Annotated in this window: 9 protein-coding genes, 6 tRNA genes and 3 rRNA genes; all 18 read right to left on the minus strand. The window is 59.9% G+C overall.

Annotation, left to right across the window (positions count from 1 at the left end; genetic code table 11):
• Positions 1-99: 99 nt before the first annotated feature.
• Entirely contained in the window at positions 100-4347 is a 4248-nt protein-coding gene (gene rpoC, locus AC10V3_RS19105) for a DNA-directed RNA polymerase subunit beta' (protein WP_022536867.1), read from the minus strand.
• 126 nt (positions 4348-4473) lie between these two features.
• Positions 4474-8580, minus strand: coding sequence for a DNA-directed RNA polymerase subunit beta (gene rpoB, locus AC10V3_RS19110; RefSeq protein ID WP_022536868.1), 4107 nt, complete (start codon positions 8578-8580; stop codon positions 4474-4476).
• A 428-nt stretch (positions 8581-9008) separates the two neighbouring features.
• Entirely contained in the window at positions 9009-9380 is a 372-nt protein-coding gene (gene rplL / locus AC10V3_RS19115; protein WP_022536869.1) for a 50S ribosomal protein L7/L12, read from the minus strand.
• Between the two features lie 69 nt (positions 9381-9449).
• Positions 9450-9971 carry a 50S ribosomal protein L10 gene (rplJ, locus tag AC10V3_RS19120; RefSeq protein WP_022536870.1) on the minus strand — a complete coding sequence of 174 codons (522 nt, stop codon included), beginning with the start codon at positions 9969-9971 and terminating at the stop codon, positions 9450-9452.
• 411 nt (positions 9972-10382) lie between these two features.
• Positions 10383-11078, minus strand: a complete 696-nt coding sequence (gene rplA / locus AC10V3_RS19125; RefSeq protein WP_022536871.1) for a 50S ribosomal protein L1 — start codon at positions 11076-11078, stop codon at positions 10383-10385.
• A complete protein-coding gene (gene rplK, locus AC10V3_RS19130; protein ID WP_011299323.1) occupies positions 11079-11510 on the minus strand; it encodes a 50S ribosomal protein L11 in 432 nt (143 codons plus the stop codon).
• 162 nt (positions 11511-11672) lie between these two features.
• A complete protein-coding gene (nusG, locus tag AC10V3_RS19135; RefSeq protein WP_010810468.1) occupies positions 11673-12254 on the minus strand; it encodes a transcription termination/antitermination protein NusG in 582 nt (193 codons plus the stop codon).
• A 10-nt stretch (positions 12255-12264) separates the two neighbouring features.
• Positions 12265-12645 carry a preprotein translocase subunit SecE gene (gene secE / locus AC10V3_RS19140; RefSeq protein WP_022536872.1) on the minus strand — a complete coding sequence of 127 codons (381 nt, stop codon included), beginning with the start codon at positions 12643-12645 and terminating at the stop codon, positions 12265-12267.
• 59 nt (positions 12646-12704) lie between these two features.
• Positions 12705-12780: transfer RNA gene (locus AC10V3_RS19145), tRNA-Trp, on the minus strand.
• An 84-nt stretch (positions 12781-12864) separates the two neighbouring features.
• Positions 12865-14055, minus strand: a complete 1191-nt coding sequence (gene tuf / locus AC10V3_RS19150) for an elongation factor Tu (protein ID WP_022536864.1) — start codon at positions 14053-14055, stop codon at positions 12865-12867.
• 44 nt (positions 14056-14099) lie between these two features.
• Positions 14100-14174: transfer RNA gene (locus AC10V3_RS19155), tRNA-Thr, on the minus strand.
• A gap of 37 nt (positions 14175-14211) precedes the next feature.
• Positions 14212-14285 (minus strand) — tRNA-Gly (locus tag AC10V3_RS19160).
• A gap of 51 nt (positions 14286-14336) precedes the next feature.
• Positions 14337-14422 (minus strand) — tRNA-Tyr (locus tag AC10V3_RS19165).
• Between the two features lie 289 nt (positions 14423-14711).
• Positions 14712-14825, minus strand: a 5S ribosomal RNA gene (gene rrf / locus AC10V3_RS19170).
• Between the two features lie 128 nt (positions 14826-14953).
• Positions 14954-17832, minus strand: a 23S ribosomal RNA gene (locus AC10V3_RS19175).
• A 296-nt stretch (positions 17833-18128) separates the two neighbouring features.
• A tRNA-Ala gene (locus AC10V3_RS19180) sits at positions 18129-18204 on the minus strand.
• Positions 18205-18216: 12 nt separating this feature from the next.
• A tRNA-Ile gene (locus AC10V3_RS19185) sits at positions 18217-18293 on the minus strand.
• A 62-nt stretch (positions 18294-18355) separates the two neighbouring features.
• Positions 18356-19887: ribosomal RNA gene (locus tag AC10V3_RS19190) — 16S ribosomal RNA — on the minus strand.
• The 16S, 23S and 5S rRNA genes sit together here with 5 tRNA genes alongside, the layout of an rRNA operon.
• Positions 19888-20439 lie beyond the last annotated feature (552 nt).

Below are 20439 nucleotides of genomic sequence, written 5' to 3' on the forward strand. Positions count from 1 at the left end.
GTTTCTCACGAAAGCAAACGCCGCGTGCAGGCGAAAAAAAGCCCGGCTGGATCAGCCGGGCTTTCGGGCCGCCTTGCGGCGGCAAACAGCTTACTGCGTTCAGACGTTGTCGCCTTCGCCTTCGGTCGTCGCCTGCACCACCGGCGCCGGCTCGATGAAGAGCGACTGCTCTTCTTCGGCGATCGCCTGGGCGCGTTCGCGCTCGGAGGCCTCGCGCGCCTTGCGGGCACGATGGTAGGCCAGGCCGGTACCGGCCGGGATCAGGCGGCCGACGATCACGTTTTCCTTCAGACCACGCAGGTCGTCGGTCTTGCCCATGATCGCGGCTTCGGTCAGCACGCGCGTGGTTTCCTGGAACGATGCCGCCGAGATGAAGCTGTCGGTCGACAGCGACGCCTTGGTAATACCCAGCAGCAGGTTCTCGTAGGTAGCCGGACGCTTGCCTTCGGCGATCACGCGGTCGTTCTCGTCGAGCAGTTCCGAACGCTCCACCTGTTCACCCGGAATGAACTTGGTGTCGCCGACATCGGCGATCTGCACGCGGCGCAGCATCTGACGAACAATCACTTCGATGTGCTTGTCGTTGATCTTCACGCCCTGCAGACGGTACACGTCCTGGACTTCGTCCACGATGTAGTGCGCCAGCTCTTCGATGCCCTTCAGGCGCAGGATGTCGTGCGGATCCGCCGGACCTTCCACGATCATTTCGCCCTTGTTCACCACTTGGCCGTCGTGCACCAGCACCTGCTTTTCCTTCGCGATCAGGAACTCGTGGGCATTGCCGTCCAGGTCGGTAATGACCAGGCGCTGCTTGCCCTTGGTGTCCTTGCCGAACGAGGTCGTGCCGGTGACTTCCGCCAGCACGGCGGCGTCCTTCGGCGAACGCGCTTCGAACAGCTCGGCCACACGCGGCAGACCACCGGTAATGTCGCGGGTCTTCTGCGATTCGGTCGGGATACGCGCGAGCACTTCACCCACGTGCACCTGCTGGCCGTCCTTCACGGTAATCAGCGCGCCGACCTGGAAGCCGATGGTCACGGAGTGGTCCGTGCCCGGGATCTTCACTTCCTGGCCGCTGGCGTCGAGCAGCTTCACCTGCGGGCGGATGCCCTTGGTTGCAGCCGTGCGGCGCTTGGCGTCGATCACCACCAGGGTCGACAGGCCCGTCACTTCGTCCATCTGCTTGGCGACGGTCACGCCTTCTTCGACGTTTTCGAACTTGGTCGTACCGGTGTATTCCGAAACGATCGGGCGAGTCAGCGCGTCCCACGTGGCCAGCTGCGTGCCAGCCTTGATGGCCTGGCCGTCCTGCACCAGCAGCGTGGCGCCGTACGGGATCTTGTGGCGTTCGCGCTCGCGGCCGTGGTCGTCGGTGATCAGCGCCTCGCCCGAACGCGAGATGACGATCAGTTCGCCCTTCGCATTGGTGACGTAACGCATAGTCGCCGTGAAACGCACGGTACCGGTTGCCTTGGCTTCCACGCTCGATGCCACTGCCGCACGCGATGCCGCACCACCGATGTGGAACGTACGCATGGTCAGCTGCGTGCCCGGCTCACCAATCGACTGGGCGGCAATCACGCCAACCGCTTCGCCGGAGTTCACCAGTACGCCGCGGCCCAGGTCGCGGCCATAGCACTTGCCGCACAGGCCGTAGCGTGTGTCGCACGACAGCGGGGTGCGGACCTTGACTTCGTCCACGCCGATCGCGTCGATCAGCTCGACCAGGTCTTCGTCCAGCAGCGTGCCAGTTTCGATCGCGGTTTCCTGGGTTTCCGGGTTCACCACATCGGCCACGGTCACACGGCCGAGGATACGGTCGCGCAGGGCTTCGATCACTTCACCGCCTTCGACCAGGGCCTTCATGGCCACGCCGTTGGAGGTGCCGCAATCGTCTTCCACCACGACCAGATCCTGCGTCACGTCGACCAGACGACGAGTCAGGTAACCCGAGTTCGCGGTCTTCAGTGCCGTATCGGCCAGGCCCTTACGGGCGCCGTGGGTCGAGATGAAGTACTGCAGAACGTTCAGGCCTTCACGGAAGTTCGCCGTAATCGGCGTTTCAATGATCGAGCCGTCCGGCTTGGCCATCAGGCCACGCATCCCCGCCAGCTGGCGGATCTGCGCTGCCGAGCCCCGTGCGCCCGAGTCGGCCATCATGTAGATGGAGTTGAACGACTCTTGCTTCACGGTCTTGCCTTCGCGGTCGACCACGTCTTCGTGCTGGAGCTGCTCCATCATCGCCTTGCCCACCTGGTCGCCGGCGGCGCCCCAGATGTCCACGACGTTGTTGTAGCGCTCCTGGTCGGTCACCAGGCCCGACATGTACTGCTTGTCGTATTCCTTCACCTTGGCCGAGGCCTCGGCGATGATCTTTTCCTTCTGCGGCGGCACCAGCATGTCGTCGATGGCGATCGAGATACCGGCGCGGGTTGCCAGGCGGAAGCCCGACTGCAGCAGCTTGTCGGCGAAGATCACGGTCTCGCGCAGGCCGCACTTGCGGAACGCGGTGTTGATCAGGCGCGAGATTTCCTTCTTCTTGAGCGGCTTGTTCAGCACCGAGAACGGCAGCCCCTTCGGCAGAATCTCGGACAGGATCGCGCGGCCGACCGTGGTGGCCTGCAGCGTGATCTTGGGTGCGAAACGGGCGTCGCCCTCGGCGTCCTTGTCGACCAGCTCATACTCGGTGATACGCACGTTCACGCGGGAAGCCAGCTCGACTTCCTTGTTCTCGTAGGCGCGGATCACTTCGCTGATGTCGGCGAAGGTCATGCCCTCGCCGCGGCCGTTGATCTTGTCGCGGGTCGTGTAGTACAGACCCAGCACCACGTCTTGCGACGGGACGATCGACGGGTCGCCGTTGGCCGGGAACAGCACGTTGTTGGAGGCCAGCATCAGCGTGCGGGCTTCCATCTGCGCTTCCAGCGACAGCGGGACGTGGACAGCCATCTGGTCACCGTCGAAGTCGGCGTTGAACGCCGCGCAGACCAGCGGGTGCAGCTGGATGGCCTTGCCTTCGATCAGCACCGGCTCGAACGCCTGGATACCCAGGCGGTGCAGCGTCGGCGCACGGTTCAGCATCACCGGGTGCTCGCGGATCACCTCTTCGAGGATGTCCCACACCACCGGCGTCTGGCTTTCGACTTCCTTCTTCGCCGCCTTGATGGTGGTGGCGATGCCCATCGTTTCCAGCTTGTGGAAAATGAAGGGCTTGAACAGCTCGAGCGCCATCAGCTTGGGCAGGCCGCACTGGTGCAGCTTCAGCGTCGGGCCCACCACGATGACCGAACGGCCCGAGTAGTCGACGCGCTTGCCCAGCAGGTTCTGACGGAAACGGCCGCCCTTGCCCTTGATCATTTCGGCCAGGGACTTCAGCGGACGCTTGTTGGCGCCGGTCATCGCCTTGCCGCGACGGCCGTTGTCCAGCAGCGAGTCAACTGCTTCCTGCAGCATGCGCTTTTCGTTGCGCACGATGATTTCAGGCGCCTTCAGTTCCAGCAGACGCTTCAGGCGGTTGTTACGGTTGATGACGCGGCGATACAGGTCGTTCAGGTCCGAGGTCGCAAAGCGGCCGCCGTCCAGGGGCACCAGCGGACGCAGCTCGGGCGGCAGCACCGGCAGCACTTCGAGGATCATCCACTCGGGCTTGATGCCCGAACGCTGGAAGGCCTCGAGCACCTTCAGGCGCTTGGCAAACTTCTTGATCTTGGCTTCGGAACCGGTGGCCTGCAGCTCGGCGCGGATCTGTTCGATCTGCTTCTCGATGTCGATGCCGCGCAGCAGTTCACGGATGCCCTCGGCACCCATCATGGCGACGAACTCGCCCTCGCCGTACTCGTCGCACTTCGCCAGGTAGTCGTCCTCCGACATGATCTGGCTCTTCTTGAGCGGGGTCATGCCGGGTTCGAGCACCACGAATGCTTCAAAGTACAGCACGCGCTCGATGTCGCGCAGCGTCATGTCGAGCACCATGCCCAGACGCGACGGCAGCGACTTCAGGAACCAGATGTGCGCGGTCGGCGCGGCCAGTTCGATGTGGCCCATGCGCTCGCGGCGCACCTTGGCCAGCGTCACTTCAACGCCGCACTTCTCGCAGATCACGCCACGGTGCTTCAGGCGCTTGTACTTGCCGCACAGGCACTCGTAGTCCTTGATCGGGCCAAAGATCTTGGCGCAGAACAGGCCGTCGCGCTCCGGCTTGAAGGTACGGTAGTTGATCGTTTCCGGCTTCTTCACTTCGCCGTACGACCACGAACGGATCTTCTCGGGCGAGGCCAGGCCGATCTTGATCGCGTCGAACTGCTCTTCCTGCTGAACCTGCTTAAAGAGATCGAGCAATGCTTTCATTGCAACTCCTTGTTTCGCCACCGCCCCGGAATCTGTCCGGGTCGATGGCATTCATCCTGTGGGAAATCCTTGCCGCTGTTTCGTCGACAGGGAGCCGGCCGCAACCGGCTCCCCTCACCTGCCCGATCAGTAGCGATCGAGATCGATGTCGATACCCAGCGAGCGGATTTCCTTCACCAGCACGTTGAACGATTCCGGCATGCCGGCGTCGATCGAGTGCTCGCCCTTGACGATGTTCTCGTACACCTTGGTACGGCCGTTCACGTCATCGGACTTGACCGTCAGCATTTCCTGCAGCACATACGATGCGCCGTAGGCTTCCAGTGCCCACACTTCCATCTCACCGAAACGCTGGCCACCGAACTGGGCTTTACCACCCAGCGGCTGCTGCGTCACCAGCGAGTACGGGCCGGTGGAACGTGCGTGCATCTTGTCGTCGACCAGGTGGTGCAGCTTCAGCATGTGCATCACACCCAGCGTGACCGGACGCTCGAACGCTTCGCCGGTGCGGCCGTCGTGCAGCGTGACCTGCTGCTTGGAAGCAGTCAGGCCCTTCTCCTTCGCAATCTCTTCCGGATAGGCGAGGTCCAGCATGCGGCGGATTTCGTCCTCATGCGCACCATCGAACACCGGCGTCGCGAACGGCACGCCCTTCTTCAGGTTCTCGGCCAGTTCCAGGACTTCCGAATCCGACAGGCTGTCGAGGTCTTCGACCTTGCCACTCTCGTTGTAGATCTGCGTGAGCAGGTTGCGAACTTCGGCTGCCTTGGCTTGCGCCTTCAGCATGTTGCCGATGCGCTCGCCCAGACCGCGCGCGGCCCAGCCCAGGTGCGTCTCGAGAATCTGACCCACGTTCATCCGCGAAGGCACGCCCAGCGGATTCAGCACGATGTCGGCAGGCGTGCCGTCGGCCATGTAGGGCATGTCTTCGATCGGGGTGATCTTGGACACGACACCCTTGTTACCGTGACGGCCTGCCATCTTGTCGCCAGGCTGCAGGCGGCGCTTGACGGCCAGGTACACCTTGACCATCTTGATCACGCCCGGCGGCAGTTCGTCGCCCTGCGTGAGCTTCTTGCGCTTCTCTTCGAAGGCCAGGTCGAACTCGTGACGCTTCTGCTCGATGGCTTCCTTGACGGCTTCCAGCTGGGCAGCCACGTCCTCGTCGGCCGGGCGGATGTCGAACCAGTGGTACTTGTCGATATCGGCCAGGTACTCCTTGGTCAGCTTGGCGCCCTTGGCCAGCTTCTTCGGACCGCCGTTGACGGTCTTGTCGAGCAACAGGCGCTCCAGACGCTGGAACGCGTCGCCTTCCACGATACGCAGCTGGTCGTTCAGGTCCAGGCGGTAGCGCTTCAGTTCGTCGTCGATGATCGACTGGGCACGCTTGTCGCGGGTCACGCCTTCGCGGGTGAAGACCTGGACGTCGATCACGATGCCGCTCATGCCCGAGGGCACACGCAGCGAGGTGTCCTTCACGTCCGATGCCTTCTCGCCGAAGATCGCGCGCAGCAGCTTCTCTTCCGGGGTCAGCTGGGTCTCGCCCTTCGGCGTGACCTTGCCCACCAGCACGTCGCCGGCTTCAACTTCAGCGCCGATGTAGGTGATGCCCGACTCGTCCAGGCGAGCCAGCTGGGCTTCGGCCAGGTTCGAGATATCCCGCGTGATTTCTTCCGGTCCCAGCTTGGTGTCGCGGGCAACGACCGACAGTTCCTCGATGTGGATCGAGGTATAGCGGTCTTCGGCCACCACACGCTCCGAGATCAGGATCGAATCCTCGAAGTTGTAGCCGTTCCACGGCATGAACGCCACCAGCATGTTCTGGCCCAGTGCCAGTTCACCCAGGTCGGTCGAGGCGCCGTCGGCGATCACATCGTTGCGGGCAACGATATCGCCAACCTTGACCATCGGACGCTGGTTGATGTTGGTGTTCTGGTTCGAGCGCGTGTACTTGATCAGGTTGTAGATGTCCACGCCGACTTCACCGGCCACGGCTTCGTCGTCGTTCACGCGGATCACGATACGCATCGCGTCGACATAGTCGACCACACCGCCACGCATCGCCTGCACGGCCGTACCCGAGTCGACCGCAACGGTGCGCTCGATGCCGGTACCGACCAGCGGCTTGTCCGGACGCAGGCAAGGCACAGCCTGACGCTGCATGTTCGCGCCCATCAGTGCACGGTTCGCGTCATCGTGTTCCAGGAACGGCACCAGCGAGGCAGCGGCCGACACGATCTGCGACGGCGCCACGTCGATGTACTGCACGCGGTCCGGCGTGACCATACGGGTTTCACGCTCGGAGCCTTCACGCGCCGACACCAGTTCGTCGGTGAGGATGCCTTCGGCGTCGACGGTTGCATTGGCCTGCGCCACCACGTACTTGCCTTCCTCGATAGCGGACAGGTAGTCGACCTGGTCGGTCAGCTTGCTGTTCTCGACCTTGCGGTACGGGGTTTCCAGGAAGCCGTACTCGTTCAGGCGCGCGTACAGTGCCAGCGAGTTGATCAGACCAATGTTCGGACCTTCCGGCGTTTCGATCGGGCACACGCGGCCATAGTGGGTCGGGTGCACGTCGCGGACTTCAAAGCCGGCGCGCTCGCGCGTCAGACCGCCCGGGCCCAGTGCGGAGACACGGCGCTTGTGCGTGATCTCGGACAGCGGGTTGGTCTGGTCCATGAACTGCGACAGCTGCGACGAACCGAAGAACTCGCGGATCGCCGACGAGATCGGCTTCGAGTTGATCAGGTCGTGCGGCATCAGGTTCTCGGTCTCGGCCTGGCCCAGACGTTCCTTGACAGCACGCTCCACGCGCGACAGGCCGGCGCGGAACTGGTTTTCGGCCAGTTCGCCGACGCAACGCACGCGACGGTTGCCCAGGTGATCGATGTCATCGACCTCACCCTTGCCGTTGCGCAGGTTGACCAGGATCTTGATGGTCTCGAGGATGTCCTCGTCCTGCAGCACCATGGCGCCTTCGCCGCTGGGGCGGCCCAGGCGGCTGTTGACCTTCATGCGGCCAACGCGCGACAGGTCGTACGACTCTTCGCTGTAGAACAGGCGCTGGAACAGCGCTTCCACCGCTTCTTCGGTCGGCGGCTCGCCCGGGCGCATCATGCGGTAGATCGCGATACGCGCAGCGGTCTGGTCGGCGGTCTCGTCCACGCGCAGGGTCTGCGACATGTACGGGCCCTGATCCAGGTCGTTGGTGTACAGGGTCTGGATCTGCTTGACGCCGGCTTCGCGCAGGTTTTCCAGCAGCGTTTCAGTCAGCTCGTCGTTGGCGTTGGCAATCACCTCGCCGGTATCCGGGTCGATGATGTTCTTGGCCAGCACGCGGCCCAGCAGGTAGTCTTCCGGCACGCTGATCAGCTTGGTGCCGGCCGAGTCCAGGTCGCGGATATGCTTGGCGTTGATCCGCTTGTCCTTCTCGACCACCACGCGACCGTTCTTGTCGGCGATGTCGAAGCGTGCGACTTCACCGCGCAGGCGCTCGGGCACGAACTCCAGCTGCGCGCCTTCCGACTGCAGCGTGAAGTTGTCGAACACGAAGAAGTGCGCGAGGATCTGTTCCGGGGTCAGGCCGATCGACTTCAGCAGGATCGTCACCGGCATCTTGCGGCGGCGGTCGACGCGGAAGTACAGGATGTCCTTCGGGTCGAATTCGAAGTCCAGCCACGAACCGCGGTAGGGGATGATACGTGCCGAGAACAGCAGCTTGCCCGAGCTGTGGGTCTTGCCCTTGTCGTGCTCGAAGAACACGCCCGGCGAGCGGTGCAGCTGCGAGACGATGACACGCTCGGTGCCGTTAATCACGAACGAACCGGTGGAAGTCATCAGTGGGATTTCGCCCATGTAGACTTCCTGTTCCTTCACTTCCTTGACCTTGCCAGGATTCTCGCGATCGTTGATGATCAGGCGAACCTTGGCGCGCAGGGCCGAGTGGAAGGTCAGGCCACGCTGTTGACACTCCTTGACGTCGAACGGCGGGTTGGACAGGTGATAGGAGACGAACTCCATACGGGCGAGCCCGTTATGCGAGGAGATCGGGAAAATTGCGTTGAAAGCGGCCTGGAGGCCTTCAGTCTTGCGACGCGCGGTCGGCGTTTCCGCTTGCAAGAACTGGGTGTAGGATTCAATCTGGGTGGCAAGCAGGAATGGAACCTGATGTACCGTCGCACGCTTCGCAAAACTTTTGCGAATGCGCTTCTTTTCGGTGAAGCTGTACGCCATGGGATCTCCGAATCATCGCAGGACGGCTGGACCTGGCCGCGCCTGAGGTGTTCAGCGACTGGGAGGGGATTTGGCGGTTGGCCGCTACCAACCTCTGGCTGACGGTGTCCGCACGCTGCGGGCGGTGTGGTCGTCGCATCAGCGCAACGCCTGTACTCGCCCGGGGGACACCCGACCAAACTTGTCTTCTGCAGTCGGTTCAGAAGACAAACATCAGCAGCAACCCCTTAGTGTGCCACTGATGTTTGGCCTCTGCTGAATCGCCGGCAAATCAAGTCCTGCCGGGGATCGCAAACATCACTTTTTACGACTTTGTTGCTGTGCGGAGTGGTGACTAAAACACAATCGCACAAGCGCAAAAAGGCTGGCGCCGGGAATTTCCCTTTGCCAGCCCCATTCGCGTGCCGCAAGGGCACGCGAGCACTGCATTACTTGACGTCGACCTTTGCGCCGGCGTCTTCCAGCTTCTTCTTGGCTTCGGCAGCAGCGGCCTTGTCCACGCCTTCCTTGACGGGCTTCGGTGCGCCATCGACCAGATCCTTGGCTTCCTTCAGGCCCAGACCGGTGATTTCGCGAACAGCCTTAATCACGCCAACCTTGTTGGCGCCGACTTCGGCCAGGATCACGTTGAATTCGGTCTGTTCTTCGGCAGCAGCAGCGGCAGCGCCCGGGGCAGCAGCCACGGCCATGGCAGCGGCGGACACGCCAAACTTCTCTTCGAACGCCTTGACCAGGTCGTTCAGTTCCATCACGGACATCGCGCCAACGGCTTCCAGGATGTCGTCTTTGGTGATTGCCATTTGAAATACTCCTACTAGATTTGATTCGGTATCGGTAATGCGATCTTTCGATGCGAGGCCTGGATTGCCTTAGGCGCCGGCGGCTTCCGCTTCCGCGGGAGCGCCTTCTGCGTTCTTGGCAGCCAGTGCAGCCAGCAGACGGGCGAAGCCCGACACCGGTGCCTGCATCACGCCCAGCAGCTGAGCAATCAGTTCGTCGCGGCTCGGGATCGAGGCCAGCGCCTTCACGGCGGCAGCGTCGAGAACCTTGCCGTCATACGACCCAGCGCGCAGGACCAGCTTGTCGTTGGTCTTGGCGAAGTCGTTCAGAACCTTGGCCGACGACACTGCATCTTCGGAAATACCGTAGATCAGCGGACCGGTCATCTGCTCTGCGAGGCCTGCAAACGGCGTACCTTCGACGGCACGGCGGGCCAGCGTGTTCTTCAGAACACGCAGGTACACGCCTTGCTGGCGAGCGGCAGCACGCAGCTTGGTCAGATCGCCAACCGCAATGCCGCGATATTCGGCCACGACGATGGTCTGGGCCTTGGCGACTTGCGCCGAGACCTCAGCAACGACGGCCTTCTTATCTTCAATATTGAGTGGCACGGTTAAGCTCCAAAATGACGCTGTCTCTCCGGCAATACCGGAGCCTTCACGTCAGCACAAACGAACGGCGTCCGATTGGCCCGAATCGACCGGGGCAGTGCCCGGCTTCTTCAATCCCTTCGGGTGCGCCATCTGCGCTGGCTGGCCGGAAGACGTCGCTCAGGCTGGGAAGCCTTCCCGCACGTTCCGACCGATTAAGCCCTTTCCGCATCACTGCCGCAGACAAGGACACCAGCGGTCTTTGATAACCAGCAGTGCCCGCCGATATGCTTGCGCATCCGGCCGGACACCACTGCCCAAAGCCTTGCTCCATCCCTCGCGGTCCGGAGACGACCCCCGCCATTGGCCAGGGTCTTCAATTCTTCTTGCCGACCAGCGTTATCGGGTTCCGGTCAGCAATTTGCCGTCAGCTCAGGCAGCCAGCGTACCCTGGTCGACACGCACGCCAACGCCCATGGTCGACGAGACGGCAACCTTGCGCAGGTACACGCCCTTGCTGGTAGCCGGCTTGGCCTTGACCAGCGCGTCCAGCAGCGCCGCCAGGTTGCTCTTCAGCGCGGTGTCTTCGAACGAACGACGGCCGATGGTGGCGTGGATGATGCCGGCCTTGTCGACACGGAACTGGACCTGACCGGCCTTGGCGTTCTTCACGGCCTGGGCCACGTCGGGGGTCACGGTGCCAACCTTCGGGTTCGGCATCAGGCCGCGCGGGCCCAGGATCTGGCCCAGCGTACCGACGATACGCATCGTGTCCGGCGAAGCGATCACGACGTCGAAGTTCAGGTTGCCGGCCTTGACTTGCTCAGCCAGGTCTTCCATGCCGACGATGTCAGCACCGGCGGCCTTGGCGGCTTCGGCCTTCTCACCCTGGGCGAACACAGCCACGCGCACCGACTTGCCGGTACCGGCGGGCAGCACCACGGAGCCACGAACCACCTGGTCCGACTTCTTGGCGTCGATGCCCAGTTGCACGGCCACATCGATCGATTCGTCGAACTTCGCCGAGGCGCAGCCCTTCACCAGGCCCAGGGCCTCGTCGATCGGGTAGAACTTGGTACGCTCGATCTTCGCCTTGTTGGCGGCGACGCGCTTGGAAACCTTAGCCATTTACAGACCCTCCACGGTGATGCCCATCGAACGAGCCGAACCGGCGATGGTACGCACGGCGGCGTCCAGGTCGGCGGCGGTCAGGTCAGCGTTCTTGGCCTTGGCGATTTCTTCAGCCTGGGCGCGGGTGATCTTGCCAACCTTGTCCGTGTGCGGCTTCGGCGAACCCTTGGTCACGCCGGCTGCCTTCTTGATCAGCACGGTCGCGGGGGGCGACTTCATCACGAACGTGAAGCTCTTGTCGGCGAAGGCGGTAATCACCACCGGCACCGGCAGACCAGGCTCCATGCCTTGGGTCTGGGCGTTGAACGCCTTGCAGAACTCCATGATGTTCAGACCACGCTGACCCAGTGCGGGACCAACGGGCGGGGAGGGATTTGCCTTACCAGCCGGAATCTGCAGCTTGATAAAGCCAATGATCTTCTTGGCCATCTCTACTCCAATCCGGATCGCTCTTTCGGGATGCGATCCTGTTGAGTCGTAACGCGCTGTCGCCGCACCGTCGGCACGGCCTCACGCTCCTCTTGGCGCCGCCACCGGGGCAGCGTCGCCGTTGCCAGTTGCCGCCCTTTCAGGCTGCAGCCGGCAAATTCCTTAAACCTTCTCGACCTGGCCGAACTCGAGCTCGACCGGCGTTGCGCGCCCGAAGATCGTGACCGAGACGCGCAGGCGCGACTTCTCGTAGTTCACTTCCTCGACGTTGCCGTTGAAGTCGGTGAACGGGCCATCCTTGACCCGCACCATTTCGCCCACTTCGAACAGCGTCTTGGGACGCGGTTTCTCGACCCCTTCCTGCATCTGGGTCATGATCTTGTCGACTTCGCGCTGCGAAATCGGGCTCGGGCGGTTGCGGGCGCCGCCCACGAAGCCGGTGACCTTGCTGGTGTTCTTCACCAGGTGCCAGGTTTCGTCGGTCATTTCCATTTCCACCAGCACGTAGCCCGGGAAGAAACGGCGTTCGGTGACCGACTTGTGCCCGCCCTTGATTTCCACGACTTCTTCGGAAGGCACCAGGATGCGGCCAAACTTGTCCTGCATCTCGGCGCGCTCGATGCGCTCCTGCAGCGCGCGTTGCACGCTCTTCTCCATACCGGAGTAGGCATGCACGACATACCAGCGCTTCTTCGACGAAGGCGATTCCGGCGCGGTGGTTTCCTGCTGAGCGTTATCCGTCATGTGCTACCTCTTATTTCCAGCCCAACACGAGCGAGAAGACGATCCACTCGATGAGCTTGTCCGCCGACCACAGGAACAGTGCCATGATGACGACAAAGACGAAGACCAGTCCCGTCATCTGCCCGGACTCCTTGCGCGTCGGCCAGACGACCTTGCGAACTTCCCGGTACGATTCCTTGGCGAACCCGATAAAGTCCTTGCCTGGTGCCGACACCAGCGCAACCACGATACCCAGTGCAATGCCGCCGAACAGCGCAGCGCCACGTACATAAGACGGTTGCTGTGCTAGTGCATAGAAACCGATGACACCGGCAACCACCAGCAGCACCGCGACGCCGAGCATCCACTTGCCGCTGTTGGCGTTCACGGTTTCAACATTGGGATTGGCCATGTTTCGCAAACGAGACTAAGCCGCGTCACGATTGTTCTTCGCGACGCGGCTGATTGATTTGGCAGGGGCAGAGGGAATCGAACCCCCAACCTTCGGTTTTGGAGACCGACGCTCTGCCAGTTGAGCTATACCCCTAAAACAACTGGGGGCCGACGCACGCGCCAACCCCTTTCTGGCAACGAACGCGGCCGGTTGGTGCCGCGTTCGCTATCGAACAACTTAGTCGAGGATCTTTGCCACGACGCCGGCGCCGACGGTACGGCCGCCTTCACGGATAGCGAAGCGCAGGCCTTCTTCCATGGCGATCGGGGCGATCAGCTTGACGGTGATCGACACGTTGTCACCCGGCATCACCATTTCCTTGTCCGCCGGCAGCTCGATCGAGCCGGTCACGTCGGTGGTACGGAAGTAGAACTGCGGGCGGTAGTTGTTGAAGAACGGGGTGTGACGGCCGCCTTCGTCCTTCGACAGGATGTACACCTCGCCGGTGAAGTGGGTGTGCGGCTTGATCGAACCCGGCTTGCACAGCACTTGGCCGCGCTCGACGTCTTCACGCTTGGTACCGCGCAGCAGCAGGCCGACGTTGTCGCCAGCTTGACCCTGGTCCAGCAGCTTGCGGAACATTTCCACGCCGGTGCAGGTGGTCTTCACGGTCGGGCGGATACCGACGATTTCGATTTCTTCGCCGACCTTGATCACGCCACGCTCGATACGGCCGGTCACCACGGTGCCGCGACCCGAGATCGAGAACACGTCTTCCACCGGCATCAGGAAGGTACCGTCAACGGCACGCTCCGGCGTCGGGATGTAGTTGTCCAGGGCGTCGGCCAGGTTCATGATGGCCACTTCGCCCAGCTCGCCCTTGTCGCCTTCCAGCGCCAGCTTGGCCGAACCCTTGATGATCGGGGTGTCGTCGCCGGGGAACTCGTACTTCGACAGCAGCTCGCGAACTTCCATCTCGACCAGCTCGAGCAGTTCAGCGTCGTCCACCATGTCGCACTTGTTCAGGAACACGATGATGTAAGGCACGCCAACCTGGCGGGCCAGCAGGATGTGCTCACGCGTTTGCGGCATCGGGCCGTCAGCGGCCGAGCACACCAGGATTGCGCCGTCCATCTGGGCAGCACCCGTGATCATGTTCTTCACATAGTCAGCGTGGCCCGGGCAGTCAACGTGCGCGTAGTGGCGGTTGGCCGTTTCGTACTCGACGTGGGCGGTATTGATGGTAATACCGCGTGCCTTTTCTTCCGGCGCTGCGTCGATTTCGTCGTACTTTTTGGCGGCACCACCGAACTTCGCAGCCAGCACCGTAGCGATCGCTGCCGTCAGCGTGGTCTTGCCATGGTCAACGTGACCAATCGTACCAACGTTCACGTGCGGCTTGGTCCGCTCGAACTTTTCCTTTGCCATTTCGCGACTCCTGTCTCGGTAGCGATATTGCCAGTGCGTGGTATTGGTGCCCATGGGCAGGATCGAACTGCCGACCTCTCCCTTACCAAGGGAGTGCTCTACCACTGAGCCACATGGGCGAAACTTGACGTACTACTTTGACAGCAACCGCGCGACTGGAGCGGGTGAAGGGAATCGAACCCTCGTCGTAAGCTTGGAAGGCTTCTGCTCTACCATTGAGCTACACCCGCCCGGTTCTTTCCTGCTTCTTCACCGGCACTGCCGGCTGCTGTCTTACATTCTGGTGGAGAGGGCTGGATTCGAACCAGCGTAGGCGTAAGCCAACAGATTTACAGTCTGCCCCCTTTAGCCACTCGGGCACCTCTCCGCAGAGAACTATCGATTATGGGGCTGTTCACCTCGCCTGTCAAGCACTTTCCGTTGCGGATGCTGTACTTGTTCAGACTAGGGAAGGCGTTCCAGCGTGGCGCTTGACGCCGCCTGATCGCTCCCACAAGCGCAGTTTAGATTTCTGCGTTCTCACCCTATAGGGCTTTCCGGCGCAGCTCCTGGACGCTCTTAGGCCGCCTGGCGGGCGCCGGCGGCACGCACACCGACAACCGGAAAAGACAAAACCCCTCGCAGCATCAGCTGTCGAGGGGTTTTGCGGTATAAGAGCCTGGCGATGACCTACTTTCACACGGGTAATCCGCACTATCATCGGCGCGGAGTCGTTTCACGGACCTGTTCGGGATGGGAAGGGGTGGTTCCAACTCGCTATGGTCACCAGGCATAAGGGGTTGCAACGCTGGGGTTGAGGCCAACGCTGCGAATAGGGATGTAGTTGGGGTTGTGCGTCTTGTGTCAACTGTTTCGGCACAGTCGCGATCACACACACCAGGTAAAACACACTGGTTATAGGATCAAGCCTTACGGGCAATTAGTACTGGTTAGCTTAACGCATTACTGCGCTTCCACACCCAGCCTATCAACGTCCTGGTCTCGAACGACCCTTCAAGGAGGTCAAGCCTCCAGGGAATCCTCATCTTCAGGCGAGTTTCCCGCTTAGATGCTTTCAGCGGTTATCTCTTCCGTACATAGCTACCCTGCGATGCCTCTGGCGAGACAACAGGTACACCAGCGGTACGTCCACTCCGGTCCTCTCGTACTAGGAGCAGCCCCCGTCAAGATTCCAACGCCCACGGCAGATAGGGACCAAACTGTCTCACGACGTTTTAAACCCAGCTCACGTACCTCTTTAAATGGCGAACAGCCATACCCTTGGGACCGGCTACAGCCCCAGGATGAGATGAGCCGACATCGAGGTGCCAAACACCGCCGTCGATATGAACTCTTGGGCGGTATCAGCCTGTTATCCCCAGAGTACCTTTTATCCGTTGAGCGATGGCCCTTCCATTCAGAACCACCGGATCACTATGTCCTGCTTTCGCACCTGCTCGACTTGTCGGTCTCGCAGTTAAGCACGCTTTTGCCATTGCACTTTAGGTACGATGTCCGACCGTACCAAGCGTACCTTCGAACTCCTCCGTTACACTTTGGGAGGAGACCGCCCCAGTCAAACTGCCTACCATGCACTGTCCCCGACCCGGATTCACGGGCCAAGGTTAGAACCTCAAACAAACCAGGGTGGTATTTCAAGGACGGCTCCACGTGAACTAGCGTCCACGCTTCAAAGCCTCCCACCTATCCTACACAGATCGGTTCAAAGTCCAATGCAAAGCTACAGTAAAGGTTCATGGGGTCTTTCCGTCTAGCCGCGGGGAGATTGCATCATCACAAACACTTCAACTTCGCTGAGTCTCGGGAGGAGACAGTGTGGCCATCGTTACGCCATTCGTGCAGGTCGGAACTTACCCGACAAGGAATTTCGCTACCTTAGGACCGTTATAGTTACGGCCGCCGTTTACCGGGACTTCAATCAAGAGCTTGCACCCCATCATTTAATCTTCCGGCACCGGGCAGGCGTCACACCCTATACGTCCACTTTCGTGTTTGCAGAGTGCTGTGTTTTTATTAAACAGTCGCAGCCACCATTTTATTGCAACCCCGTCACCCTTCTGGCGCAGGCCAGTCAAGCTACCAGGGCGTACCTTATCCCGAAGTTACGGTACCAATTTGCCGAGTTCCTTCTCCCGAGTTCTCTCAAGCGCCTTAGAATACTCATCTCGCCCACCTGTGTCGGTTTGCGGTACGGTCTCGTATGACTGAAGCTTAGAGGCTTTTCTTGGAACCACTTCCAATTGCTTCGCAGCACTAGGCCGCTCGCCCCGCATCCTTGAATTCCGCGCCCGGATTTGCCTGAGCGCCTTCTCCAATGCAGGGACCGGGACTTCCAACACCCGGACAACCTTCCGCGATCCGTCCCCCCATCGCATCATACGACGGTGCAGGAATATTAACCTGCTTCCCATCAGCTACGCATCTCTGCCTCGCCTTAGGGGCCGACTCACCCTACGCCGATGAACGTTGCGTAGGAAACCTTGGGCTTACGGCGAGGGGGCCTTTCACCCCCTTTATCGCTACTCATGTCAGCATTCGCACTTCTGATACCTCCAGCATCCTTTACAAGACACCTTCACAGGCTTACAGAACGCTCTCCTACCACGCACTTGCGTGCGTCCGCAGCTTCGGTGACTGGCTTAGCCCCGTTACATCTTCCGCGCAGGACGACTCGATCAGTGAGCTATTACGCTTTCTTTAAAGGGTGGCTGCTTCTAAGCCAACCTCCTGACTGTTTTAGCCTTCCCACTTCGTTTCCCACTTAGCCAATCTTGGGGACCTTAGCTGGCGGTCTGGGTTGTTTCCCTCTTGACACCGGACGTTAGCACCCGATGTCTGTCTCCCGTGATTGCACTCTTCGGTATTCGGAGTTTGCTATGGCGGGGTAATCAGCAATAGACCCCCCAACCATGACAGTGCTCTACCCCCGAAGGTGACACACGAGGCACTACCTAAATAGTTTTCGGAGAGAACCAGCTATTTCCAGATTTGTTTAGCCTTTCACCCCTATCCACAGCTCATCCCCTAACTTTTCAACGTTAGTGGGTTCGGTCCTCCAGTACGTGTTACCGCACCTTCAACCTGGCCATGGATAGATCATCTGGTTTCGGGTCTACACCCAGCGACTCAACGCCCTGTTCGGACTCGCTTTCGCTACGCCTTCCCTAATCGGTTAAGCTTGCCACTGAATGTAAGTCGCTGACCCATTATACAAAAGGTACGCCGTCACCCCCGAAAGGGCTCCGACTGTTTGTATGCATGCGGTTTCAGGATCTATTTCACTCCCCTCCCGGGGTTCTTTTCGCCTTTCCCTCACGGTACTGGTTCACTATCGGTCGATCACGAGTATTTAGCCTTGGAGGATGGTCCCCCCATCTTCAGACAGGATTTCACGTGTCCCGCCCTACTTGTCGTACACCTAGTTCCACAACGCTGTTTTCGCATACAGGGCTATCACCTGCTATGGCCGGGCTTTCCATCCCGTTCTGCTAACAATGCTGCTAAAGAGTACAAGGCTCTTCCCATTTCGTTCGCCACTACTCTGGGAATCTCGGTTGATTTCTGTTCCTGCAGCTACTTAGATGTTTCAGTTCGCCGCGTTCGCTTCCCACACCTATGAATTCAGTGTGGGATGACCCATACGGGCCGGGTTTCCCCATTCGGACATCTCCGGATCAAAGCTTGTTTGCCAGCTCCCCGAAGCTTTTCGCAGGCTACCGCGTCCTTCATCGCCTGTGATCGCCAAGGCATCCACCACATGCACTTGTTCGCTTGACCCTATAACGAGTGTGTCTCGATCGCTCGAAGACCTCGCTACAGGATGAGTTCTCGCATTTGTGCCGTATTCCAAGTCATCTTTCGATCACTTAAATACATTTTGGTTGATACAATCACAACCCGGTATCGCGTTGGTACTGCAGCGTCTCATCAACGCTCGCGCGACACCTTTACTACATCCCATATTGTTAAAGAACAGCCGATCGTTAGATCGCTTGGCAATGCCAAATGCAAACGCTCAATGCTAAGCGCTTGCATTTGACCACCAATCCAAGGTACCAGGCCCATCGAAGCGATGGTGGAGGATGACGGGATCGAACCGACGACCCCCTGCTTGCAAAGCAGGTGCTCTCCCAGCTGAGCTAATCCCCCGCATGGATAACTTGGTGGGTCTGGTAGGACTTGAACCTACGACCCCCGCCTTATCAAGACGGTGCTCTAACCACCTGAGCTACAGACCCTTGGCTGTAACAGCAAACAAACCGATAAGTGTGAACGCTAGGCTTGAGACACAAGCCTCTGGAAAGGAGGTGATCCAGCCGCACCTTCCGATACGGCTACCTTGTTACGACTTCACCCCAGTCATGAACCCTGCCGTGGTAATCGCCCTCCTTGCGGTTAGGCTAACTACTTCTGGCAAAACCCACTCCCATGGTGTGACGGGCGGTGTGTACAAGACCCGGGAACGTATTCACCGCGGCATGCTGATCCGCGATTACTAGCGATTCCAGCTTCACGTAGTCGAGTTGCAGACTACGATCCGGACTACGATGCGTTTTCTGGGATTAGCTCCCCCTCGCGGGTTGGCAACCCTCTGTACGCACCATTGTATGACGTGTGAAGCCCTACCCATAAGGGCCATGAGGACTTGACGTCATCCCCACCTTCCTCCGGTTTGTCACCGGCAGTCTCTCTAGAGTGCTCTTGCGTAGCAACTAAAGACAAGGGTTGCGCTCGTTGCGGGACTTAACCCAACATCTCACGACACGAGCTGACGACAGCCATGCAGCACCTGTGTCCACTTTCCCTTTCGGGCACCTAATGCATCTCTGCTTCGTTAGTGGCATGTCAAGGGTAGGTAAGGTTTTTCGCGTTGCATCGAATTAATCCACATCATCCACCGCTTGTGCGGGTCCCCGTCAATTCCTTTGAGTTTTAATCTTGCGACCGTACTCCCCAGGCGGTCAACTTCACGCGTTAGCTACGTTACTGAAGAAATGAATCCCCAACAACTAGTTGACATCGTTTAGGGCGTGGACTACCAGGGTATCTAATCCTGTTTGCTCCCCACGCTTTCGTGCATGAGCGTCAGTGACGTCCCAGGGGGCTGCCTTCGCCATCGGTATTCCTCCACATCTCTACGCATTTCACTGCTACACGTGGAATTCTACCCCCCTCTGACATACTCTAGCCTTGCAGTCACAAGCGCCATTCCCAAGTTAAGCTCGGGGATTTCACGCCTGTCTTACAAAACCGCCTGCGCACGCTTTACGCCCAGTAATTCCGATTAACGCTCGCACCCTACGTATTACCGCGGCTGCTGGCACGTAGTTAGCCGGTGCTTATTCTTCCGGTACCGTCATCGACCCGGGGTATTATCCCAGGCCATTTCTTTCCGGACAAAAGTGCTTTACAACCCGAAGGCCTTCTTCACACACGCGGCATTGCTGGATCAGGGTTGCCCCCATTGTCCAAAATTCCCCACTGCTGCCTCCCGTAGGAGTCTGGGCCGTGTCTCAGTCCCAGTGTGGCTGATCGTCCTCTCAGACCAGCTACTGATCGTCGCCTTGGTAGGCTCTTACCCCACCAACTAGCTAATCAGACATCGGCCGCTCCTGTAGCGCGAGGCCTTGCGGTCCCCCGCTTTCACCCTCAGGTCGTATGCGGTATTAGCTAATCTTTCGACTAGTTATCCCCCACTACAGGGCACGTTCCGATGTATTACTCACCCGTTCGCCACTCGCCACCAGGCCGAAGCCCGTGCTGCCGTTCGACTTGCATGTGTAAGGCATGCCGCCAGCGTTCAATCTGAGCCAGGATCAAACTCTTCAGTTCAATCTCTGTGTGGACCCTCGCGGGTCCTCGCTCTTTCGAGCGGTCGCTCACTCTCAGAAAACTGACTGACCAGATCCGAAGATCCAGTCACGTTTTGCTGTGCGAGCACTGATAACTTTTGAAGCAACACTGTCCGAAGACAGCGGCGTCCGCTACCCAGCGCCCACACTTATCGGTTGTTTGGTTGTTAAAGAACCCGGTCTTTCGACCTCGCCTCCGGCTTTGCCGTTTGCGTCGCTGCGTCAGCAGCAGAGAAAGAGATTATGCAGAGCTTTCTTCGTTTCGTCAACCGTTTCAGCAATCTTTTTTTGCTGCGGTCAGCGCTGCAAACCTCGCTGCGCCAACCTCCCGGCCGACCCCGCAACCCTTGCTGCGCCTGCTTTGCAGCGCTGCGTTGTGTTGCGAGGGGGCGAATATTAAGGGAGCCATGCGGGCTTGGCAAGCGATTTCGCGAAATAATTCGCGGAATCGACAAAAGCGGCGTGTACGCCTCAAATGTCGTGATGGCGACAGCTTCCTGCCGAGGCTCGGCTTAAGCTGATGCCAAGGCGC

The sequence above is a fragment of the Cupriavidus sp. PB-02 genome (genome assembly GCF_058252315.1).